This window comes from Ignatzschineria sp. RMDPL8A, from assembly GCF_029815055.1.
Lineage (GTDB): Bacteria > Pseudomonadota > Gammaproteobacteria > Cardiobacteriales > Wohlfahrtiimonadaceae > CALZBJ01.
This window is the reverse complement of the sequence record NZ_JAPPWA010000002.1, coordinates 318,338-338,976: the sequence shown is the minus strand read 5'-3', so window position 1 is coordinate 338,976 and position 20,639 is coordinate 318,338. Positions and strand designations below refer to the sequence as shown.

The 20,639-nt window shown below is 46.0% G+C and carries 15 protein-coding genes; 5 read left to right on the top strand and 10 right to left on the bottom strand.

The window, feature by feature from the left end; all coding sequences use genetic code 11:
- Window positions 1–81: 81 nt before the first annotated feature.
- Window positions 82–657 carry a hypothetical protein gene (locus tag OXI21_RS03030; RefSeq protein ID WP_279618087.1) on the bottom strand — a complete coding sequence of 192 codons (576 nt, stop codon included), beginning with the start codon at window positions 655–657 and terminating at the stop codon, window positions 82–84.
- A gap of 330 nt (window positions 658–987) precedes the next feature.
- Between OXI21_RS03030 and putA the strand changes: the two genes are divergently transcribed.
- Window positions 988–4,152, top strand: coding sequence for a bifunctional proline dehydrogenase/L-glutamate gamma-semialdehyde dehydrogenase PutA (gene putA, locus OXI21_RS03025; protein ID WP_279618086.1), 3,165 nt, complete (start codon window positions 988–990; stop codon window positions 4,150–4,152).
- Window positions 4,153–4,235: 83 nt separating this feature from the next.
- The gene (putP, locus tag OXI21_RS03020) at window positions 4,236–5,834 is read left to right on the top strand and encodes a sodium/proline symporter PutP (RefSeq protein ID WP_279618085.1); all 1,599 of its coding nucleotides are present in this window, start codon (window positions 4,236–4,238) and stop codon (window positions 5,832–5,834) included.
- A gap of 133 nt (window positions 5,835–5,967) precedes the next feature.
- Here putP and OXI21_RS03015 read toward each other — a convergent pair whose 3' ends face one another.
- The 9 genes from OXI21_RS03015 to cmk all read right to left on the bottom strand — a co-directional run bounded on the left by OXI21_RS03015 (window position 5,968) and on the right by cmk (window position 15,770).
- Window positions 5,968–7,773 (bottom strand): aminopeptidase P family protein, encoded by a 1,806-nt coding sequence (locus tag OXI21_RS03015; RefSeq protein WP_279618084.1) that lies wholly within the window; start codon window positions 7,771–7,773, stop codon window positions 5,968–5,970.
- Window positions 7,774–7,799: 26 nt separating this feature from the next.
- Window positions 7,800–8,231, bottom strand: a complete 432-nt coding sequence (locus OXI21_RS03010; RefSeq protein ID WP_279618083.1) for an effector binding domain-containing protein — start codon at window positions 8,229–8,231, stop codon at window positions 7,800–7,802.
- A gap of 137 nt (window positions 8,232–8,368) precedes the next feature.
- A complete protein-coding gene (locus tag OXI21_RS03005; RefSeq protein ID WP_279618082.1) occupies window positions 8,369–8,830 on the bottom strand; it encodes a hypothetical protein in 462 nt (153 codons plus the stop codon).
- A gap of 196 nt (window positions 8,831–9,026) precedes the next feature.
- Window positions 9,027–11,135 (bottom strand): methionine--tRNA ligase, encoded by a 2,109-nt coding sequence (gene metG / locus OXI21_RS03000; RefSeq protein WP_279618081.1) that lies wholly within the window; start codon window positions 11,133–11,135, stop codon window positions 9,027–9,029.
- A gap of 74 nt (window positions 11,136–11,209) precedes the next feature.
- Entirely contained in the window at window positions 11,210–11,692 is a 483-nt protein-coding gene (gene ispF, locus OXI21_RS02995; RefSeq protein WP_279618080.1) for a 2-C-methyl-D-erythritol 2,4-cyclodiphosphate synthase, read from the bottom strand.
- Entirely contained in the window at window positions 11,683–12,519 is an 837-nt protein-coding gene (locus OXI21_RS02990) for a 2-C-methyl-D-erythritol 4-phosphate cytidylyltransferase (protein WP_279618079.1), read from the bottom strand. Before OXI21_RS02990 ends, ispF begins: the two co-directional genes overlap by 10 nt.
- A gap of 156 nt (window positions 12,520–12,675) precedes the next feature.
- On the bottom strand, window positions 12,676–12,978 hold the full coding sequence (locus tag OXI21_RS02985) for an integration host factor subunit beta (protein ID WP_279618078.1): 303 nt from the start codon (window positions 12,976–12,978) through the stop codon (window positions 12,676–12,678).
- Between the two features lie 208 nt (window positions 12,979–13,186).
- Window positions 13,187–14,857, bottom strand: a complete 1,671-nt coding sequence (gene rpsA, locus OXI21_RS02980) for a 30S ribosomal protein S1 (protein WP_279618077.1) — start codon at window positions 14,855–14,857, stop codon at window positions 13,187–13,189.
- Between the two features lie 235 nt (window positions 14,858–15,092).
- A complete protein-coding gene (gene cmk / locus OXI21_RS02975) occupies window positions 15,093–15,770 on the bottom strand; it encodes a (d)CMP kinase (RefSeq protein ID WP_279618076.1) in 678 nt (225 codons plus the stop codon).
- Window positions 15,771–15,920: 150 nt separating this feature from the next.
- On the opposite strand from cmk, the gene hemC reads away from it, so the two are divergent.
- From hemC to OXI21_RS02960, 3 genes are read left to right on the top strand one after another with little or no spacing between them, the layout of a single operon-like run.
- Window positions 15,921–16,844, top strand: coding sequence for a hydroxymethylbilane synthase (gene hemC / locus OXI21_RS02970; protein WP_279618075.1), 924 nt, complete (start codon window positions 15,921–15,923; stop codon window positions 16,842–16,844).
- An 11-nt stretch (window positions 16,845–16,855) separates the two neighbouring features.
- Entirely contained in the window at window positions 16,856–19,153 is a 2,298-nt protein-coding gene (locus tag OXI21_RS02965) for a uroporphyrinogen-III C-methyltransferase (protein ID WP_279618074.1), read from the top strand.
- Window positions 19,153–20,514: a heme biosynthesis HemY N-terminal domain-containing protein gene (locus OXI21_RS02960; protein ID WP_279618073.1), complete on the top strand. Its 1,362-nt coding sequence runs from the start codon at window positions 19,153–19,155 to the stop codon at window positions 20,512–20,514. Before OXI21_RS02965 ends, OXI21_RS02960 begins: the two co-directional genes overlap by 1 nt.
- The last annotated feature ends 125 nt before the right edge of the window (window positions 20,515–20,639 follow it).

Genomic DNA, 20,639 nt, shown 5'->3' with positions numbered 1-20,639 from the left:
TTGGGATTGATTAATTGATTTATTGATTTATTGATCCAATCAATCTTTGGGGGCGTTTTTGCGTTTGGGAGAATCTTTTGATTAACGGATCAACTCATGAAATGTCGGGCGAATGCGTCTACCCTGCTTAACCTCTAAAATCATCTGCTCAAGCATATTGGCAATCGGGTCTTCTGAATCGATCGCAAGAGCCGCGGCAACCATCTCGAGCGCTTTTTCATCATTACCCGTGACAAATAAATTCGCGGCATGATTGGTGATCGCATTGAGATAATCGGGCGCTCGGCGCACCGCCTCTTCGGAATAACGGACGGCCCGCGCGGTTAGATCTAAACTCATCGCCACAATAGAGGCTTCCATCGGCGCATTGCAATCACTTGCATGGTTATTGACCGCCTCTTCAAGATAAAAGAGTGCACTTTGATAATCTTCCAAGCGCTGATAAATTTTGCCCAAAAAGAAGATCGAGGGAAAACTCCCCGGGTTGATCTTAAGCGCCTCTTTAAAGAGTGCCGCCTTTTGCTCTAAAATCACGACATCCCCATCTGTGAGCGCTCGACGTGCATTACCCTCAAGCAAAAGATAGCCCTCAAGCCCGCTCGTTGCGGCATCGTAACATTGCTGATATCGCTCCACATCCTGTTTATCAAGCACCATAGTCCTTCCTTTATCCGTTATTATCTCAATTATTCAGATAATCGCATTTTGTTCTCAATTCGTACAGCTGAATATAGCATTATTCGCCCATCAAATAGAGCCTCTCTCCGATGAAAATAAGGCTCATTTAGATTAAAATCTTCTTTTTACTAACAAAACTTGCATAAAATCTATTTATGTAATGAAATGTTAGCCAGGCCGCTGATTGTTTGCCTGTTTTCCTTGTATACAAAAGAGACTCATGCTATAAATTCAGAGTAATGGGCACCAAAATAATCTGCCCGCATAAACCATTATAAATTAAGCTTTTTAGGGCTTGGAGGAAACACTATGTATGATTTAAATCGGATTATCAATCATAAAGAGTTCGGGGAGTTCACTAGCGCAACGTTCTTCGATGTGATTGGTAAAATGCATCTTAAGGACGAAGAGGAATGCATTCGTGATCTGCGCGAAATTATCGCACCGACTACGGATACCGAGCAGAAAATCCGACAAAAAACCTACGATGTCGTACAACGCATTCGTAATAGCCCTGAAATTGAAAGTTCGCTCGATGCTCTTCTGCGTGAATATAATCTCACCACCAAAGAAGGGCTTATTTTAATGTGTCTTGCGGAAGCGTTTTTACGGATTCCCGACAAAAAATCCGCCGATGCGCTGATTCGCGATAAGATCGCCGGCGTCAACTGGTCATCACATAAAGGCAATAGTAATAAGCAACTGGTAAACTTTGCCACCTGGGGACTGATGCTCACCGGGAATTTGGTGGATATTGACGATGAGAGCAGCGCGCTTAAAAAGCTCACCAATAAGATGACCGAACCTGTGATTCGTAAATCAGTGAACGTTGCGATGCAGGTAATGGGGAAACAGTTTGTCCTTGGCGAAACCATGGCGGAAGCGCTAAAAAATGGTCGTAAAGTACGCGAACAAGGCTATACCTATACCTTCGATATGCTCGGAGAAGCGGCGATGACGCAAGCCGATGCCGATCGTTATTTTGAAGATTATAAAAATGCACTAAAAGCTGTGGGCGCGGAAGAGGCGCTACCGAATAGCCGTAAACCTTCACTCTCAATCAAACTCTCAGCCCTTCATCAACGTTACACTGTCGATCAAAAAGATCGCGTAATGACCGAGCTTTTCAATCGCGTGAAAGAACTTGCGCTATTAGGAAAAGAGCTTGATGCGGAAATTAGTATTGACGCGGAAGAGGCGGATCGTTTAGAGCTCTCACTTGAGCTATTTGAGAAACTTGTGCGTGTGCCTGAAATCGGTTCATGGGGCGGATTAGGCCTTGTAATTCAAGGGTATGCAAAACATGCGATGCCGTCATTAATTTGGGTGAGCCTCCTTGGCCGTGAGCTTGGCATTGAAATTCCGGTTCGTCTTGTAAAAGGGGCGTATTGGGATACGGAAGTGAAAGATTCACAAGTACGCGGACTCAATAATTATCCCGTTTTTACTCGTAAAGAGAATACCGATATCTCCTACCTTGCGTGCGCACGCTTTATGTTAAGCCCTGCAGCACAAGGGGTGATTCGTCCTCAATTTGCCACCCACAACGCGCAAACAGTGATGACGATTTTAGATTTCAGTGAGCGTTTTAATAACGATAATTTCGAATTCCAACGCCTCCACGGCATGGGTGAAGCGCTCTATAACGAAATTATTAAAGAGTATGGTAAAAGTGTGCGGATCTACGCGCCGGTCGGACTGCATCATGACCTGCTCCCCTACCTTGTACGCCGTCTCCTTGAAAATGGGGCAAACTCATCATTTGTTCACCAGCTCGTTGACCCAACCGTTCCGATCGAAAGCTTAATTGAGCATCCAGTAACAGTCGTTGATGGCTACGAGACAATTAAAAACCCCAATATTCCTTACTCCGATGAGCTCTACAAAACCCGTAAGAACTCACGCGGTCTCAATATGAACTTCTCAAGCACGTGGCTTCCCTTTGAAAGTCAGTACAACGAGATGATCACTAAACGCTGGCGCGCAAAACCGATCATTAATGGTGTGCCACAAAAAGAGGGGCAAGAGACCTATCAAGCCCGCTCACCGTTTGATTTAGAACATGTGGTTGGTAAGGTGACTACCGCCAATGAAGCGCAGGTGAAAGCGGCGATCGATTCGCTCGATAAAGCGTGGTTTAACTGGAATGAGACGCCCGTTGAAGTGCGTGCAAGCATTTTAGAAAAAACCGCAGACCTTCTTGAGGAAAATCGCATTGAACTGATCGCGCTTTGCTCCATGGAAGCGGGTAAAACCATTCATGATGGAATCGATGAGGTGCGAGAAGCCGCTGATTTCTGCCGATACTACGCGCAAGAAGCTCGTAAACACGGCACAGTCAAAGAGCTCAAAGGCCCAACGGGCGAGCAAAACCTCTACTACCACGCCGGTAAAGGAGTCTTTGCCTGTATCAGTCCATGGAACTTCCCTCTTGCAATCTATTTAGGGCAAATCGTCGCAGCACTTGTGAGCGGTAACACCGTTCTTGCAAAACCTGCAGAAGCAACGCCCATGATCGCCTATCGCGTGGTAGAACTTCTCTTTGAAGCGGGGCTGCCGAAAGAGGTGATCGCACTTCTTCCTGGATCTGGGAAAATGCTTGGGGATATCTTCACGCAAGATCCTCGCGTTGTGGGTGTTTGTTTTACCGGGTCCACCAGCACCGCGCGCGCCATTAACCAAAACTTAGCAACGCGTGAAGGGGCAATTCCGACCCTAATCGCTGAAACCGGCGGACAAAACGTCATGTTCGCGGACTCTACCTCATTGCCTGAGCAAGTGGTTCGTGACGCGCTTCAATCGGCATTTGTGAGTACCGGTCAACGCTGTTCGGCGCTGCGTGTGCTCTATCTTCAAGATGAGATCGCCGATCGCATTATCGAGCTCTTAAAAGGCGCGATGGACGATATCGTTGTGGGAGTTCCTTATTCGCGTAAAACCGATGTTAGCTCGGTGATTGATGAGCGGGCAAAAGCAAGTCTTTTAGAGCATATCGATGCCCTTAAAGCACAAGGTAAACTGATTGCAGAAGCCAAAATTGATCCAAAACTCAACGGACACTTTGTGGCGCCGGTGATCTTTGAGATCGATTCCATCTCAGAGCTTAAAAAAGAGCACTTCGGCCCGATCATGCATGTGATTCGCTATAAGAGCGATAAACTGCTCGACATGATCCACGAGGTCAACGCAACCGGATTTGGACTCACCATGGGCGTACATAGCCGTAATGATGACTATATTCGCTTTATTGAAACCCACGCGCGCGTTGGTAACTTCTACGTAAATCGTAACCAAGTCGGTGCGATCGTTGGGGTACAACCGTTTGGTGGACGCGGCCTCTCAGGAACCGGTCCAAAAGCGGGCGGTCCACACTATCTTCCACGTTTTATGACAGAACGTTCAACCTCCGTTAATACCGCGGCTATTGGAGGAGACGCGGCACTCATCAGCCTTGCTTATGACGAACAAGGATAAATAAAAATAATAATATTTATACGACCCCCTCACCGCTTTTAGTTTAAGGTAGTGAGGGTGTCTTAACCAATGAGGAACAGATTATGGGTTCGTTACAACCTTTACATATCACATTTTTTATCTATATTGTCGCGATGATCGGCATTGGATTTTACGCCTATAAATCCACCAGCAATCTATCGGACTATATTCTTGGCGGACGCCGACTCGGTAGCTTCGTCACCGCACTTTCTGCCGGTGCATCAGACATGAGTGGATGGCTCTTAATGGGGCTTCCCGGCGCGATCTTCATCTCCGGAATCTCAGGCTCATGGATCGCCATCGGATTAACGCTCGGTGCCTACTTAAACTGGCTCTTTGTCGCGGGACGCTTACGGATGTTTACCGAAAAAACAAACGATGCGCTCACCCTGCCGGACTTTTTCCACGGCCGTTATGAAGATAATACCCGTCTCTTAAAAATCATCGCGTCGATGATCATTCTCTTCTTCTTTGTGATCTACTGCGCCTCAGGCGTCGTGGCAAGCGCGCGTCTTTTCACCAGTACCTTTGGCATGAGCTATGAAACCGCAATCTGGGTCGGTGCCTTTGCAACGATTGCCTATGTATTTATCGGTGGATTCTTAGCGGTGAGCTGGACGGATACCGTTCAAGCCTCACTCATGATCTTTGCGCTTTTATTAGTGCCGATGATCATTGTGTTAAAACTTGGAGATTTAGGCAGTTTAGATGTGGGCGCAACCATTGAAACCATTCGCACCTATAGCCCAACTCACTTAAATTTCACCCATGATCTTACTTGGATCACCATCGTATCGCTCATTGCATGGGGCCTTGGATATTGTGGTCAGCCACACATTTTAGTGCGTTTTATGGCGGCCGATTCAGTTAAAACGATTCCCAATGCTCGCCGTATCTCCATTACTTGGATGGCGCTTTGTTTAATGGGCGCGGTTGCCGTTGGATTCTTTGGATACGCCTATGTCATCGAACACCCTGTTGTTGCGGCAAACATCATGAGTGGCACACATCCTGTGACCGGTGAAGTATTAAGCGGTAATCCTGAGTCGGTCTTTATGGAACTTGCTAAAGTTCTCCTGAACCCATGGATTGCGGGCATCGTATTATCGGCAGTACTCGCTGCGGTCATGAGTACGCTTAGCTGTCAGTTGCTTGTGGCATCAAGTGCATTAACCGAAGACCTCTACAAAGGTTTCTTACGTAAAGATGCAGGCGAACAAGAGCTTGTATGGATTGGTCGTTCAATGGTATTTGCGGTAGCCGCGATTGCGATCTACATCGCGCACGACCCAAACAGTAAAGTATTAGACCTTGTCTCATACGCGTGGGCAGGATTTGCCGCGGCATTTGGTCCGATCATTATCTTCTCAGTATTCTGGCGCAGAACCACCCGTAACGGTGCGTTAGTCGGTATGATTACAGGTGCTTTAACGGTCATCATCTTCCCTAAAATCAAAACATGGGTAGCGGCAAGCCAAGGCGTAAGCGTTGATGCTATCTTAGCAAAAATGCCACTTTTAGGGCTTTACGAGATTATCCCAGGCTTCCTTTTAGCGTGTATTATGATCGTAGTGGTGAGCCTCATGGGTAAACCTAGCAAAACGATGAAAGCAAACTTTGATGATGCAACTAAATCCTATCGCGATGCGATGGCGAAATAATTGATTAAGTAACACGCAATAAAAAACCCTTACGGAACGCTCATTAATTCTGAGTCATCACCGTAAGGGTTTTATTTTGTCTAATAGTTTAACCTGTTTCGATTATATAAGCATGAATACGCCTTAGATATGACTAGATCGCCGCCGTACGCTCATTGAGCCACGCAAGCGCACGCTCACAGCTCAATTTCGGCGCAAGACGCTCACGCACCTCTTGATGATAGGCATTAAGCCACGCCACCTCTTCTTTAGTTAATAGTGATGAATCAATACAGCGCGTATCAACTGGGCAGAGGGTTAAGGTTTCAAAGGCCATAAATTCGCCAAATTCACCGCCCGCCTTTTGTGTAGTGCCCGTTGCAACCACTAAGTTTTCAATGCGAATGCCCCACTTTCCTTCACGATAGAGTCCTGGCTCAATGGAGGTAATCATGCCATCACGCACTTCCGATTGCGGCGTTAATTTTGCATTATAGGAGAGCACTTGCGGCCCTTCATGCACATTCATAAAGTAGCCCACCCCATGCCCCGTTCCGTGGCCATAATCAAGGTGTGCCTGCCATAAAGGTGCGCGAGCAATGGCGTCTAGTTGTGGCATTTTAATCCCTCTTGGAAAATGCGCACGGCTCATCGTAATCATCGATTTCAGCACTAAAGTAAAATCGCGTTTATGCGCGTCGGTAATCGTGCCAATCGGAATCACGCGAGTGATATCGGTGGTGCCATTTTGATATTGCGCGCCTGAATCAATTAAAAGAAGGCCGTCGCCCTCAATCACGGAATGCGCCTCAACCGTTGCACTATAGTGCGGGAGCGCCCCATTTTCATTAAATCCGGCAATGGTGCCAAAACTGAGCGAGACATAGTTCGGTTTAGCACTGCGTTTCTCTTCTAACATCTCGGCGACGGTAAGCTCAGTGACCGCTTCACCCCGGGCCATTTTCTCTTCAAATTCTGCAAAAAACTCACACAGCGCTGCGCCATCTTCTTCCATCGCAACGCGCACATGGGCAATATCTGCCTCCGATTTTAAAGCTTTTTCCAGCGTACTCGGATTAAATAGTGGGAGCACATCACAACTTTCTGGAATCGCTTCAAGGAGCGCATAGTTGGTGCGCGCAGGATCGAGCATAATGCTATTACCCACCTCAAGCTCTTTGAGATCAAGATAGATCTCGTGATAGGATTTCACCATCACCCGAGCGGCATCAAGTGCTCTGACCGCCTCATCACTCAATTTTGCCGAATCCACATAGAGTGCCGCACGATTGGGTTCAATTAAAAGATAGGATAAAAAGAGCGGATTGTATTCTACGTCGCTGCCTCGAAGATTTAAAATCCAAGCGATATCATCAAGCGTTGAGACTAAATGAAAGTCGGCACTCGCATCCTCCATCACCGCGCGAATCTCGCCCAATTTCTCCATCATCGTGTGAGAGACAAACTCTGCCTCATGAGGATAGATCGTCTCAAGCGGTAACGGCGGGCGATTCGGCCAAAGGCCATTAAAAGGATTGAGCGAGGAGACCAGTTCAATCGATTTACTATCGAGCGCATCCTCCAAATTAAAGAACGCTTCCACCGAAATGGTCTCACCCAAGAGCGCAACACTGCTCCCTTCTGGCAAGGTATTTAATAAAAAATCGGTATAACTTGGGATATTGGGCGCGCCGAGTTTTTGCAACGTAATGCCACTTCCGCCTAGCTCTTTGGCGGCCTGTACCCAATAACGGCTATCGGCCCAGAGATACGCGCTCTCTTTTAATACCACCAGCGTTCCCGCCGACCCGGTAAATCCTGAAAACCACGCGCGGAGCTTCCAATGTTCCGGAAGATATTCCGACAGATGGGGATCACTGCTTAAAATAATCCACGCATCCACCTCATCGCGCACCATCGTCTGTTGTAATGCGGCAATCCGCTTCGCTGCACTTGTCATCGCTCACTCCTCTTCATATCGGCGGGCTATTTTGCGAGCCCAATATAGATCGTTACACTGCCATCGACGCTGTATTTTTCATAATCAATGCCATACGCACGTTGCAATTTTCCCTCTTCCTCAAGCGTCCAAATCTCTTGCCACATCGCGATCACGCCGTTCGGATCAAACGGATCGACCTCAAAGGCTTGATACGACACCTCAGGATCAAGGCTCACAATTGCCTCACGATCCTCAAGGAGCGTATCGCTTAGCCCCTCCGTCGGAATCGCTAGCGTTAAGGTATATTCGCCATCATAATCGGACTCATATTCATGGTAAAGCGCATAGCGATCGCCATGATAATTGAGTGTTTCCAGCATTTTCCCACCGTTACGCCATAGGCCAATAATCTTCTCTAAAATTTTAAGATCGTTAAAGTTATGGGTGCGAACCGATGAGAGCGTTAATAATTCCATGGGAGCCTCGTGCTAATCGTGGTAAAAGGGGATTTAATCTTCAATGATTTCATTATACAAAATGAGGGGCCCGTCCGCCGAATATTGCCCCGTTTCTGATTTTGTTTCTGCTTTTAATTCGGCTTTTAGCAAAGACTTTATGATTCGATCGGCAGATAATCTTTGTAGCGCAGAACGCCCTTAATAATTCGATAGATATACCAGATAAAATTGATCCCGATGATCAAAAATCCGATTAAAAAGGGTGCAGTAACAATCCCTAAAATAAAGGTGATCGCAAGAATCCAGCTAGTTCTAATCAGATAATTTAAGTGACCATAATAGATCGTGTCTTTGATGTTATCACGGCGCATATAGGCATAAATGATCGCCACAATCCAACCGAGAAAGCCCGACACCGCAATGCTTCCAAGCGCAATATAGACCACCAGCGCATCATCGCGTCCTTTCGCTTTGGGATTCATTCCTTGGGCGGTATCAGTCTGCCCATTTTCATCACGAGAAGCGGAATCTCCCACAAACTCAGGGCGACTATAATCGAGGCGATATCGATCCTCCTCGAGCTTTTTCCGATTGTGATCATCATTCAAATCATCCATTTAAATCTCCTAAACCTGTACTACAAAACATGCCTTTAAACATCAATAATCTATTAATAATTCAAGCTATTATACACAAATACAGTTTGAAATCCGCTACCGAAGCCTTACCCCATGGTTTAAATCAATTCCCATAAAAAAGGCCTTACTCCACTTAGGAATAAGGCCTCTTACAATCAGTTAACACGTAAACTCATTACGAAATTTTCGCGCCGGGTTTAAGTTCACTCAGTGAGGTGAGGAGCGAGAGTTCATCTTTTGTCGATGCCGATAAGATCATCCCTTCGCTGACACCAAAGCGCATTTTACGGGGCGCTAAGTTCGCCACCACAATCACATACGTTCCCACGAGCGCTTGAGGATCTTCGTAGAATTTACGAATGCCCGAAAAGATGGTGCGCGGTTTTTCTTCCCCAAGATCGATCTGGAAGGTCAGAAGTTTATCCGCCCCTTCGATGAAATCGCACTCAAGCACTTTCCCTAAACGGAGATCCACTTTGGCAAAGTCATCAATGGTGATGTAATCACCATCCGCAGCTGCATTCTTATCGGCTTTTTTATCAGCCTTTTTGTCCGACTTTTTATCCGCTTTTTGATTGTCTTTACGCTCAACACTTAACGCCGATTTATTCGCTTCCACCAACCGATCGAGCGCTTTACGGTCAAGACGCGTCATCAAATGCTCATACTCATTAATCTCGTGCCCCGCTGCAAGCGCATCATCAAGAGTCGCGTAGCTAAGCGGTGCAATATTAAGATAACCCTCCGCCGCGGTGACCACATTAGGAATCACCGGTTTTAAGTAGAGACTTAAGAGACGAAATGCTTCCAAATACCCGGTACAGAGCGCATGGAGACGGGAAAGAGACGCTTCATCACGTACCAATTCCCACGGTTTTGTGCTATCGAAATGCTCATTCACCACATCGCATAGACGCGATACTTCACGCAGTGCTGCGCCAAAATTACGGCCATCAAAGCCGGCAGCAATTTTCTCGCTCGCCCCTTTAATCTCCGCTAAGAGTTCCACAGTTTCATCGCCCAGTGCACCGAGTTTATTCTCAAAATTACGCGAGATAAAACGGCTGGTGCGTGAAGCAATATTGACATATTTTCCGATAAGATCGGCGTTGACACGATTGACAAAATCATCGAGATTTAAGTCAAAGTCATCGATCGCACCGGTAGATTTTGCCGCAAAATAGTAGCGTAACCACTCAGGATTTAAGCCCTGCTCGGTGTAGGATTTCGCTGTCATAAAGGTGCCGCGTGATTTACTCATCTTCGCGCCATCGACAGTTAAAAATCCATTAATCGCATATTGGCTTGGAATACGGTGGCCTGAAAAGTGGAGCATCGCTGGCCAGAAAAGCGTATGGAAATACATGATATCTTTCCCGATAAAATGCACCATCTCAGTACCCGCCTTATCGGCAGAATCCGCTTTTACAAAGCTCTCAAAGTCGATGCCTTCACGCTCGGCGTAGTTTTTAAGTGAGGCAAAATAGCCAATCGGCGCATCAAGCCACACGTAGAAATATTTGTTTTCTGCATTCGGGATCGGGAAACCAAAGTATGGCGCATCACGGGAAATATCCCAGTCAGAGAGTTTTTCATCGCCCTCTTCACCGATCCACTCACGCATTTTATTGGCCGCTTCCGACTGCAAGCGATCTTTGTCTTCCAAAAACTCACGCAAAAACGCAACGCATTTTGGATCAGAGAGTTTAAAGAAGAAGTGCTCAGAGGGTTTCATCACCGGCGTTTTACCAGTGACCACTGAAAACGGCTCAATCAATTCTGTGGGGCGATAGGTCGCGCCGCACGCTTCACAGTTATCGCCATATTGATCTTTCGCATGACATTTAGGGCACTCACCTTTGATAAAACGGTCCGGCAGGAACATTTTGCGCTCTTCATCGTAAAACTGCTCAATGGTGCGGGTTTCAATGAGGCCTGCATCAACAAGTTTCAGATAGATCTTTTCAACGAGTTCCTGATTCTCTTTACTGTGGGTGGTGTAGTAATTATCGAAATCGATCGAGAAATCTTGGAAATCTTTTAAGTGCGCCGCATGAGCTTTTGCGATCAATTCTTCAGGAGTAATGCCAAGCTCGTGGGCTTTCAGCATAATGGGCGTACCATGCGTATCATCGGCACAAATATAGTGAACGACATGACCACGCATTCGCTGGAAACGCACCCAGATATCCGCTTGAGCATAGCCCAGCAAGTGACCTAAATGAATATCACCATTCGCAAATGGCAGTGCATTCGTTACAAATAATTGTCGTTGATTCTGCATCGTACTCTTAAATCCTATCTATAAAACGTGTTTAGGTTGATCGTTATTAAATGTTTAATTCAGTATAAATGTTTCTAGTGCGTTTTGCGTGATTTTAATAATACCGCCGCTTGCGCCGCAATGCCCTCTTCACGCCCGACAAAGCCAAGCTTTTCTGTAGTGGTCGCTTTGACGTTTACCCGATCGGTTCCGATCATGAGGTCGGTGGCGATATTTTGTTCCATCTCACCGCGATATGGCAGCAGTTTTGGGCGCTCCGCCATGATGGTGATATCGATATTTTCCACTTCCCAGCCCTTCTCAAGAACCACTTGGTAGGCCTCTTTTAACAAAACGCGGCTATCGGCATCTTTATATTTTGGATCGGTGTCGGGGAAAAGCGTGCCAATATCGCCGCCTTTTACCGCGCCTAACAGCGCATCGGTCAGCGCGTGAAGCACCACATCCCCATCGGAATGTGCTTTAAAGGCGCGCACAAACGGGATTTTAACGCCCGCTAAGACTAAATGATCGCCCTCTTTAAAAGCGTGCACATCAAAACCAAATCCTATTCGCATCGTTCTCGTCCTTTAAAATGGAGGCGCATCAGCTCAAGATCGCCCGGATAGGTAATCTTAAAATTATGCGTGTAGCCTCGATAAACTTTGGGAAAGCGTTCATTATACTCTAAAACGGACGCCTCATCAGTGACCGGCGCATTTTCTTTTAGGCATTTAGCTAAGAGTGTGTAAAGAAGCTCAAAGGGCATCATCTGCGGGGTTTGCGCAAGCCAAATATGATCACGATTGAGCGTTTTTTCAATGGTATTATTCGCACCCACTTTCTTAATGGTGTCTTGCGCCGGAAGCGCCATAATCCCGCCATAAGGGTGATTGTCCGTTAAGACAGCTGCAATAAATTGATCAAGTTCCGTACTTGAAAGCCCCGGCCTTGCCGCATCATGCACAAGCGCCCAGCTCTTTAATACCGCCTCATGTTCGCTCTCACTCACAGCTTTTGCCGATTTTAAAATAAAATCCATCGCATTAAACACCGTTTCCGCACGACTCTCGCCGCCCTCAGTTCGATAAATGGCGATTCGATGAGGGGCGGTGCAATCAAGATCCGCTTGGTCAAAACTCTGCTTTTCTGGAAGCACAAAATAGGGATCTTCTTTCGCAATGCCCACATAGAGTCCATCGAGCCGCTCACTTTTTTGAAAGACCGCTAAGGTCTCTTCTAAAATGGTGTGAGTCGTCAGCATAAGATATTGCTTCGGGCAACTCGCTTCCATCCGCGCACCGACGCCGGCCGCCGGGATAATTCCGTAGACGCGAGGGGATTTTTCTCTATGTGAAATAGAGCGATGAGAATCGGGCGATTGAAGCGGTAAATCGTTAGGCATAATCTTCGTATCCGTTGGAAGTTCGAAAATGGAGCGCCCATAAAAAAAGCGCTATCAAATGATAGCACTTTTCCCTTCAATAATTAATATCGCATCCGGTGAATCGAGATTCTTTACCCCCTCTAACGAGACGATTGATTCACCTGCAAAACCGACTTATTGAATGTCAAAATCGTGACGGCTTTCGTTGACGCTTTCACGGAGGTGTTTACCTGCTTTGAAATGTGATGCGTATTTACCGCTTAATTTTACAGAATCGCCAGTTTTAGGGTTACGACCCGTTTTCGGCGCACGATAGCGAACAGAGAAGCTACCAAATCCGCGAACTTCAATGCGACGGCCTTCACCTAACGCTTCGCTGATCTGATCTAAAATAATTTTAACCCCTTTTTCGACTTCAGCGTTGGTGTAGTTAGGATACTTTTCACCTAAACGCTGTACTAATTCTGATTTAGTCATAATATTTCACTCCATTAAAATATTCAAAATTAACCTGATACCTAAAACTTCAATTAAATCTAATTAAAATTAGGCGCTTCACAGGATTATCATATTAGTATATAAAAATTAAAAATATGTAAAAAAGTCTAAAAATTTTTACAATTCTTAATAATACAAAAAACCATTATGAGCGACTAAACCCATAATGGCTTTTCAACAATTATAATTATTGCTGTTTCATTTGCTCTTTAAGTAGATCACCTAAAGTTGCGCCTACTTGGCTGTTCTCGTGTGAGTAGCCAGAGATATCTTTAGCGCTTACTTCGTCGATCGCTTTTACAGAAAGAACGATTGAACGGTTTTTGCGGTCAACGTTGATGAATTTAGCTTCAACTTCGTCGCCTACATTGTATACGTTACGAACATCTTCAACGCGCTCGTTAGAGATTTCTGATGCACGTAAGTTACCTTCGATACCGTCGCCAAGATCGATTACTGCGAATTTAGCATCAACAGAAACGATTTGACCTTTAACGATTGAACCTTTCTCGTGTGCTGCTAAGAAGTTTGAGAATGGGTCTTGGTCAAGTTGTTTGATACCAAGTGAGATACGCTCACGCTCAGCATCGACAGCAAGTACCATCGCTTCGATTTCATCACCACGTTTGTAGTCACGGATCGCATCTTCACCGGCAACATTCCAAGAAATGTCTGATAAGTGAACAAGACCGTCGATACCGCCATCTAAACCGATAAAGATACCGAAATCAGTGATTGATTTAATCGTACCAGTGATTTTATCGTTCTTGTTGTATTTCATCGCGAACTCTTCCCATGGATTTGGTTGGCATTGTTTCATGCCTAAAGAGATACGGCGACGTTCTTCATCGATGTCAAGAACAACTACATTAACTTCTTCACCAACCGTCACAACTTTTGATGGGTTAACGTTTTTGTTTGTCCAATCCATTTCTGAAACGTGAACAAGACCTTCGATACCGTCTTCGATTTCAACGAAGCAACCGTAATCGGTAATGTTAGTTACTTTACCTTTTACTTGGATGCCTGATGGGAAGCGCATTCCGATATCTTTCCATGGATCTTCACCTAATTGTTTAAGACCTAAAGATACGCGGTTACGCTCACGATCGAATTTAAGAAGTTTAACTTCGATCTCATCGTTGATGTTAACGATTTCGGAAGGGTGACGAACGCGTTTCCACGCCATGTCTGTGATGTGAAGTAAACCATCAATTCCACCAAGATCAAGGAACGCACCGTAATCAGTAAGGTTTTTAACCACACCTTTAACGATATCGCCTTCTTCAAGGTTTTTAAGTAACTCTTCACGCTCTGCAGAGTATTCTTCTTCTACAACCGCGCGACGAGATACAACGATGTTATTACGTTTTGGATCAAGCTTGATTAATTTAAGCTCGAGTTCTTTACCTTCTAAGTAAGAGATATCACGTACAGGACGAACATCTACTAATGAACCGGGTAAGAACGCTCTTTCAGTACCAAGGTCAACGGTGAATCCACCTTTAACGCGGCCAGAAATAACCCCTTTAACGATCTCATCAGCTTCAAGTTTTTTCTCAAGAGCTGCCCAAACTTCTGCACGTTTTGCTTTTTCACGTGAAAGACGGGTTTCACCGAAACCATCTTCAAGTGACTCAAGCATTACGTCAACGTCTGAACCTACTGCAACTTCTAATTCACCGTTGATATCTTGGAATTGGTCGATAGCGATGCGACCTTCACTTTTAAGTCCAGCATCTACGATGACGAACTCGTTTTCAATTGCTACTACGGTAGCTTTAATAATCGAACCAACTGTACGAGATTCCTCTTGAGCGATCGATTGTTCAAATAACTCTGCAAAACTTAATGACATATATTTATAAACTCAAATGGGCAAAATCGCTTATGATCAAAAGGTTTTGTTCCCTCAATCACCGTCAATATGCGTTTTTACCGTCTGTTAAATGTTAAACACTATGCATTTTAGATGCCCGTGTGAATCCGTCCCGGCAGTCAGCGTTTACTGTCTACCCTACTCTGATCAAATTTAAGTCATTTAAATCTAAACCATGAGATTTATGATCGGATTCGGCAATCCTCAATGCGCCTTAATTAATTTCCACTGAAGCGATATTTGCCCAAACTTTCTCAAACACCTCATCTGCTGAAAACTCCGATGTATCAACGATCACGGCATCTTCGGCAGGGATAAGGGGAGAGCTCTTTCGCGAACGATCTCGCTCGTCTCGGGCTTTCACCTCAGATAAAATCTGCTCTATTTTAGCGCAAATTCCATTTTCCAACAACTGTTTATATCGTCTTTTTGCGCGCTCTTCGGCCGATGCGGTCAGAAAGATCTTTAAGGGCGCTCGGGGAAAGACCACCGTTCCCATGTCTCTACCATCTGCAATCAATCCTTTAGCGGTTGCAAAATCTCGTTGGCGCTGCAATAAATTTTCACGCACTTTGGGCAATTTCGCCACAATCGACGCTTTATTGCCGGTGGTTTCTAAGCGAATGGCATCGGTACGATCTTCACCATCGAGATAGATTAATACGCCCTTCTCGCCCGGTTTAAATTCAAGCGGTAATGTGAGCGCTAATGCAGCGACCTTTGCTTCATCGTTAAGATCGAGCCCGTTTTCTTCAGCAAAGAGCGCAAGCGCACGATAAATCGCCCCTGAGTCAAGGAGCTCCCAGCCCAACTTTTCCGCTAGCTTTTTCGCCAAAGTCCCCTTGCCCACGCCACTTGGACCATCGATTGTAATGACTCTCTCTTTTTCCATCTCTCTTTCTCTTTGAACTGAATTAAAAATATGGGTGATATATGATAACGTCCACTAAAGTGTTAAAATCACTGATGTATAATTATATGGGAATTTTCGTTTGAAAACTCATCTCAATATGAATCTACGACAAAGGGAATTAAAGAATCAATGAAATTAACGATCGCAACACGAGAAAGTCCTTTAGCACTCTGGCAAGCCAATCACGTTCGAGATGAACTGTTAAAACTCTATCCCGATCTAACCGTAGAGATTCTCGGGATGACCACTCGCGGCGACCAAATGCTCTCCTCACCGCTCGCTAAAATTGGCGGAAAAGGATTATTCTTAAAAGAGCTGGAAGTCGCGATGCTTGAAGGCCGTGCCGATATCGCGGTTCACTCGATGAAAGACGTTCCCGTCGTCTCAGCGCTTCCTGAAGGATTGATCGTTCCGGTGGTGCTTAAACGTGAAGATCCCCGTGATGCCTTTGTATCGGATCATTATAAATCGATCGATGATCTTCCTAAAGGCGCGGTGGTTGGATCGTGCTCTCTTCGTCGTCGCGCGCAATTGCTCGCCCATCGCCCCGATCTGCAAATTAAAGATCTCCGCGGCAATGTGAACACTCGTCTTAAAAAGCTCCATGATGGCGAATATGATGCGATTATTCTCGCCGCCGCCGGATTAAAACGCTTAGGCTTTGATAAGCACATCACCGAAACCATTAGCCAAGATCTCTCCCTCCCCGCGGTTGGGCAAGGCGCGATCGGCATTGAGTGCGTTGAGGCGAATCAAGAGGTGCGCGATCTAATCTCAAAACTCAATCATGAAGAGACCTCCATCTGCGTTGCGGCCGAAAGAGCCTATAACGCGCGCTTAAATGGCGGTTGTCAGGCGCCGATTGCAGGCTATGCGGAACTCACCGAAAAAGGGTTATGGGTTCGCGGTCTTGTCGGCGATCTTGATACAGGAGAGATCATCTATCATGAGCTCTACGGCGCTCCGGAAGATGCCCAAAATTTAGGCGTCGAACTTGCGGAGAATCTCTTATCTCGTGGAGCCGATAAAATTTTAGAAAAAATCTACGGGTAGAGGAACGCACAATGAAAGCAGATCTACGTCAAATCGGTGTCATCGTGACCCGTCCTGAAGCACAGGCAGAATCACTCTTAAATCGCATTCACGAGCATGGCGGAAAAGGCTTTTTAGTCCCCGCCCTTGCCATTGTTAATGCGCGCAACAGCAAAGGGGCAAAACGCATCTTAAGCCAGAGCGATCAGAATGATTACTTCCTCTTTACGAGCCCCAATTCCGTTATTTTTGCCAAAAAACTGGGCTTTAAATTCCCGGTGGACAAGGGGTATATCTCCATTGGCCTTGGGACGGAAAAAGCGCTCCACGCAGAAGGCATTACCCACGATGTGAATGATAAAATCATCACCGCGCCCAAACCTTACACTTCTGAAGCCTTGATCGAAACGCTTAAATCATACGATTTGACCGATCAATCGGTGCTGATTGTAAGCGGTGAAGGCGGACGTAGATTACTTGGCGATGCCCTCATCGAACAGGGCGCGAAGACGAAATATGTCAATGTCTATCGCCGGGTGAAACCAAAAACATTTGCTCTTGAACCGGTCACAACTTATATCAAAGAGCATCCCGTTCTCCTGACGCTAACAAGCTCAGAGGCGATCGATACCCTCCTACCTGCCCTACAAGATGCAGAATTAATGGAGACAATCGATGCGGTTATCGTGGGCAGTGACCGGCTCGCAAATCATGCGATCGACGTGGGTTTTCACAATCCGATCGTAGCTCAATCGGCGCTTGAAGATGATCTTTGGGACGCAATCGTAACCTATAGTGAATCGCTCACTCAAACTGATAATAATGAGGCGACTATGCAAGAAAATAACGACACCAAAAAGACTCCTAAGGAGGAGCTTGAATCGATTGAAACCGCTGACACGGTCGGTGCGGAATCATCCAATTCTCCCGCAAAAAACGATACGCCAGAGAAAAAATCGTCTGCGAAATCCGATGTGATCGGCGCAAACAATAAAAAAACCAATAAAGCCAACAAAGCGAAAAAAGAATTCGTCGAAATGCCGCTTGGCCCAACGCCTGAAGAATCCACCCCCGTTGTAACGGAAAAAGTAGTGGAGAAAAAAGGCGGTGGCATTGCGTGGCTTGCCTGTGCGATTGCTCTGGGTTCGCTCGGCTTTAGTAGTTATCTCTACTTAAATCCACCGGCGCCAAAATCAGTTGAGACACCGGCCGTTGATACCTCACACATTGATAACGCGATCGCGACCTTAAAGGGCGATCTTTCCAGTGTACAATCTCAATTACAAACGCTTCCGAAAACTGCTGAAAAGATCGATTTAAGTGGCCTTGATTCGGCGCAAAAAGCGATTGAGAATTTGACGAAAAAAGTGGATAACCTCACCGTCATTCAATCACAAAACCAAAAAATGGAGAGCATGATTGAGGCGCTTAAAGAGGCCAACAGTGCTCTTCAAACCGATTTTAACGATCAGAAAGTGCTGCTCACCGGAATTACCGATCTTGCAAAAGATGCCTCAAAACGCGCTGATACCTTAGCCGTTGAACTCGCGCAAAACAAGATCACCCAAGATAGCACCATTATTGAAGCGCGCGAGCTGATCAAAACCATTAAAAACACCACCGATCTTGATACCTTTAAACTCGCTGAGATCGAATATCTGCTCAAGTTTGCCAAATATAAATTGGAATATGAACGCGATACCGATTCGGCCATTAATGTCTTAGAGACGGCCAAAGCACGCATGGCGGGCATTGAAGCGATTCCTTTTACCGTTGCGATCGGTCATGTGGACGCCACCTTGGAGATGCTCAAAACCTTCAACGATAATAATCAACATCGTGATGTCACCGCCGCAAAACTCTTTGAAATTACCAAAGAGATCGCCCATGCACCGCTTAAAGAAGATGGCGCAATTGCGGCCTTTAGAGATAAAATCTACAGCACGCAAAAAGAGATCGAGACCGATAAAGCATGGTACAAAAACATTCTCTCCTCCCTTGTCTTTGTGGAGCAAGAGACTGTTGAGCCACCAAAACTGATGGCAGAGCTCGATAGTCTCTACATTCAGCACAACATTCAAGTACAGCTCTCCGCGGCGCGCTTAGCGCTTTTACAAAATATGCCGGCGCTGCATAAGGATTCGGTCACCCTTGCCCGCACCTGGATTGTGGAATATTTCGATCCTCGTGATGCGAGCGTTGCCAAAGCCGTTGCCGAGCTTGATCTCATGCTTGAACAAGATTATAGCCAAGCGCTTCCCGATGTAACGCCTGCAATTTTAGCGTTTAGTGCGGCGATCGAAGCGCGTCAACCGAAAGGGGGTCAATAATGAGACGCTTTGGTATCCTATTTTGGACCATTTTAATCCCTGCTCTTGCGGCTTTTCTGGTCTCCGTGATCCGTAAAGAACCCGGGCTTGTGATGATCTCAGGTCCCATTCCCTTCCTCGGCGAACGCACCATCTATCTCACCTTTTTAGGCGCGATTGTCTTTGGCATTGGGGGATTTTTCTCACTCTATTTTATTTTACGTTTCTTCTCACGCCTCATTCGTACACCGGAAAGCATTGGGCATTTTAATCGCCGTCGCCGTGCTAAAAGTGCCGACCGTGAATTTGCCCGTGCGCAACTTGCGATCTATGAAAATCGCCCGAAAGATGCAGAAAAACTCTTTATCTCCGCAGCGAAAAAGAGCGACTTCCCTAGCATCTGTTATATCGGCGCAGCAAAAGCCTCTCATATGCTTGGTGATAATGCCCAGCGTGACCGCTATTTAAGTGAGATTGATTATCTTGACGATAAGATCAATGAAGATCTCTCCCTTGTGGTTCGTGGCGATTTCTTAATCGAAATTGGTGAATTTGAGAAGGCAGAACAGGTGCTCACGCGCCTTGTGAAAGAGGATCGTGGTAACGCAAAAGCGACTTTACTCCTCGCGAAAGCCTACCATGGCCTTGGTAAATTTGAGGAACTCATTAAACGCCTCCCCGATATTCAAAAAGCGATTCGTAAAGCCTCAACGCCCTGTGAAGAGCGCGGTCTCTATTGCGATATTTTAGAATATGCGGCGAAAGATCTCGATGTGAAACGCATTAAAGAAACTTGGTGGCAGTTCCCGAATGAAATTAAACGCGATCATGCATCGATGATTAAATACGCCCATCTATTACTTGATGCCGGCGACCCCGATTCTGCGGAAGCGCTTCTACGTGGCGAGCTGCGTAAATCATGGGATGAAAACATGATGATGGCCTACAGTCAGCTCTATCGTGGCAACATTCATCAGCTCATTAAACAATCGCGTAATTTTGTGAAAACTCATGAAGAGAGCGCCATTGCCCGTTATTCCCTTGCGAATTTTTTAGTCCGTAATAACGAGCTTGCCGAAGCGGAAGAGGTATTAATGGCGGCGATCAAACTCGATCCAACCTTAGCGCCTGCGCATAAACTCTTTGGTGAATTAAAACTTCGTCAAAATGATTCGGCGGCAGCGCTTCAATCATTCCAATTTGTGAATGATCTGCTTCTTTCTGATCGCCCGGCTCATGTGAAAAAGGCCGATGGTGAATTGTTAGTTGATGAAACCGTGAAACTTCCCGAGACCATTGCGGAAGTGATCGACGGTGAAGTCGCGGATGATGCAGACAAGAATAAAGAGGCAAACTCAAGCGAGGACGCGCCGAAAGCGTAATCCTCTCTTAATCTCGATACAGCGCGCAAAGAGCCCGTTCTCTTTTGCGCGTTTTTTATTCCCTCAAATTTTCCATCACTTTTTTCCCGAAACGCTCCGAAATCGTTATAATATTGTGCGTCATT

Bases quoted from the DNA above. Each gene is read 5' to 3' on its own strand.
- OXI21_RS03010 (WP_279618083.1), bottom strand. From the start codon at position 8,231: ATGGAATTATTAACGCTCTCATCGGTTCGCACCCATAACTTTAACGAT.
- metG (WP_279618081.1), bottom strand. From the start codon at position 11,135: ATGCAGAATCAACGACAATTATTTGTAACGAATGCACTGCCATTTGCG.
- OXI21_RS02965 (WP_279618074.1), top strand. From the start codon at position 16,856: ATGAAAGCAGATCTACGTCAAATCGGTGTCATCGTGACCCGTCCTGAA.
- hemC (WP_279618075.1), top strand. From the start codon at position 15,921: ATGAAATTAACGATCGCAACACGAGAAAGTCCTTTAGCACTCTGGCAA.
- OXI21_RS03005 (WP_279618082.1), bottom strand. From the start codon at position 8,830: ATGGATGATTTGAATGATGATCACAATCGGAAAAAGCTCGAGGAGGAT.
- putA (WP_279618086.1), top strand. From the start codon at position 988: ATGTATGATTTAAATCGGATTATCAATCATAAAGAGTTCGGGGAGTTC.
- putP (WP_279618085.1), top strand. From the start codon at position 4,236: ATGGGTTCGTTACAACCTTTACATATCACATTTTTTATCTATATTGTC.
- cmk (WP_279618076.1), bottom strand. From the start codon at position 15,770: ATGGAAAAAGAGAGAGTCATTACAATCGATGGTCCAAGTGGCGTGGGC.
- ispF (WP_279618080.1), bottom strand. From the start codon at position 11,692: ATGCGAATAGGATTTGGTTTTGATGTGCACGCTTTTAAAGAGGGCGAT.
- OXI21_RS03030 (WP_279618087.1), bottom strand. From the start codon at position 657: ATGGTGCTTGATAAACAGGATGTGGAGCGATATCAGCAATGTTACGAT.
- rpsA (WP_279618077.1), bottom strand. From the start codon at position 14,857: ATGTCATTAAGTTTTGCAGAGTTATTTGAACAATCGATCGCTCAAGAG.
- OXI21_RS03015 (WP_279618084.1), bottom strand. From the start codon at position 7,773: ATGACAAGTGCAGCGAAGCGGATTGCCGCATTACAACAGACGATGGTG.
- OXI21_RS02985 (WP_279618078.1), bottom strand. From the start codon at position 12,978: ATGACTAAATCAGAATTAGTACAGCGTTTAGGTGAAAAGTATCCTAAC.
- OXI21_RS02990 (WP_279618079.1), bottom strand. From the start codon at position 12,519: ATGCCTAACGATTTACCGCTTCAATCGCCCGATTCTCATCGCTCTATT.
- OXI21_RS02960 (WP_279618073.1), top strand. From the start codon at position 19,153: ATGAGACGCTTTGGTATCCTATTTTGGACCATTTTAATCCCTGCTCTT.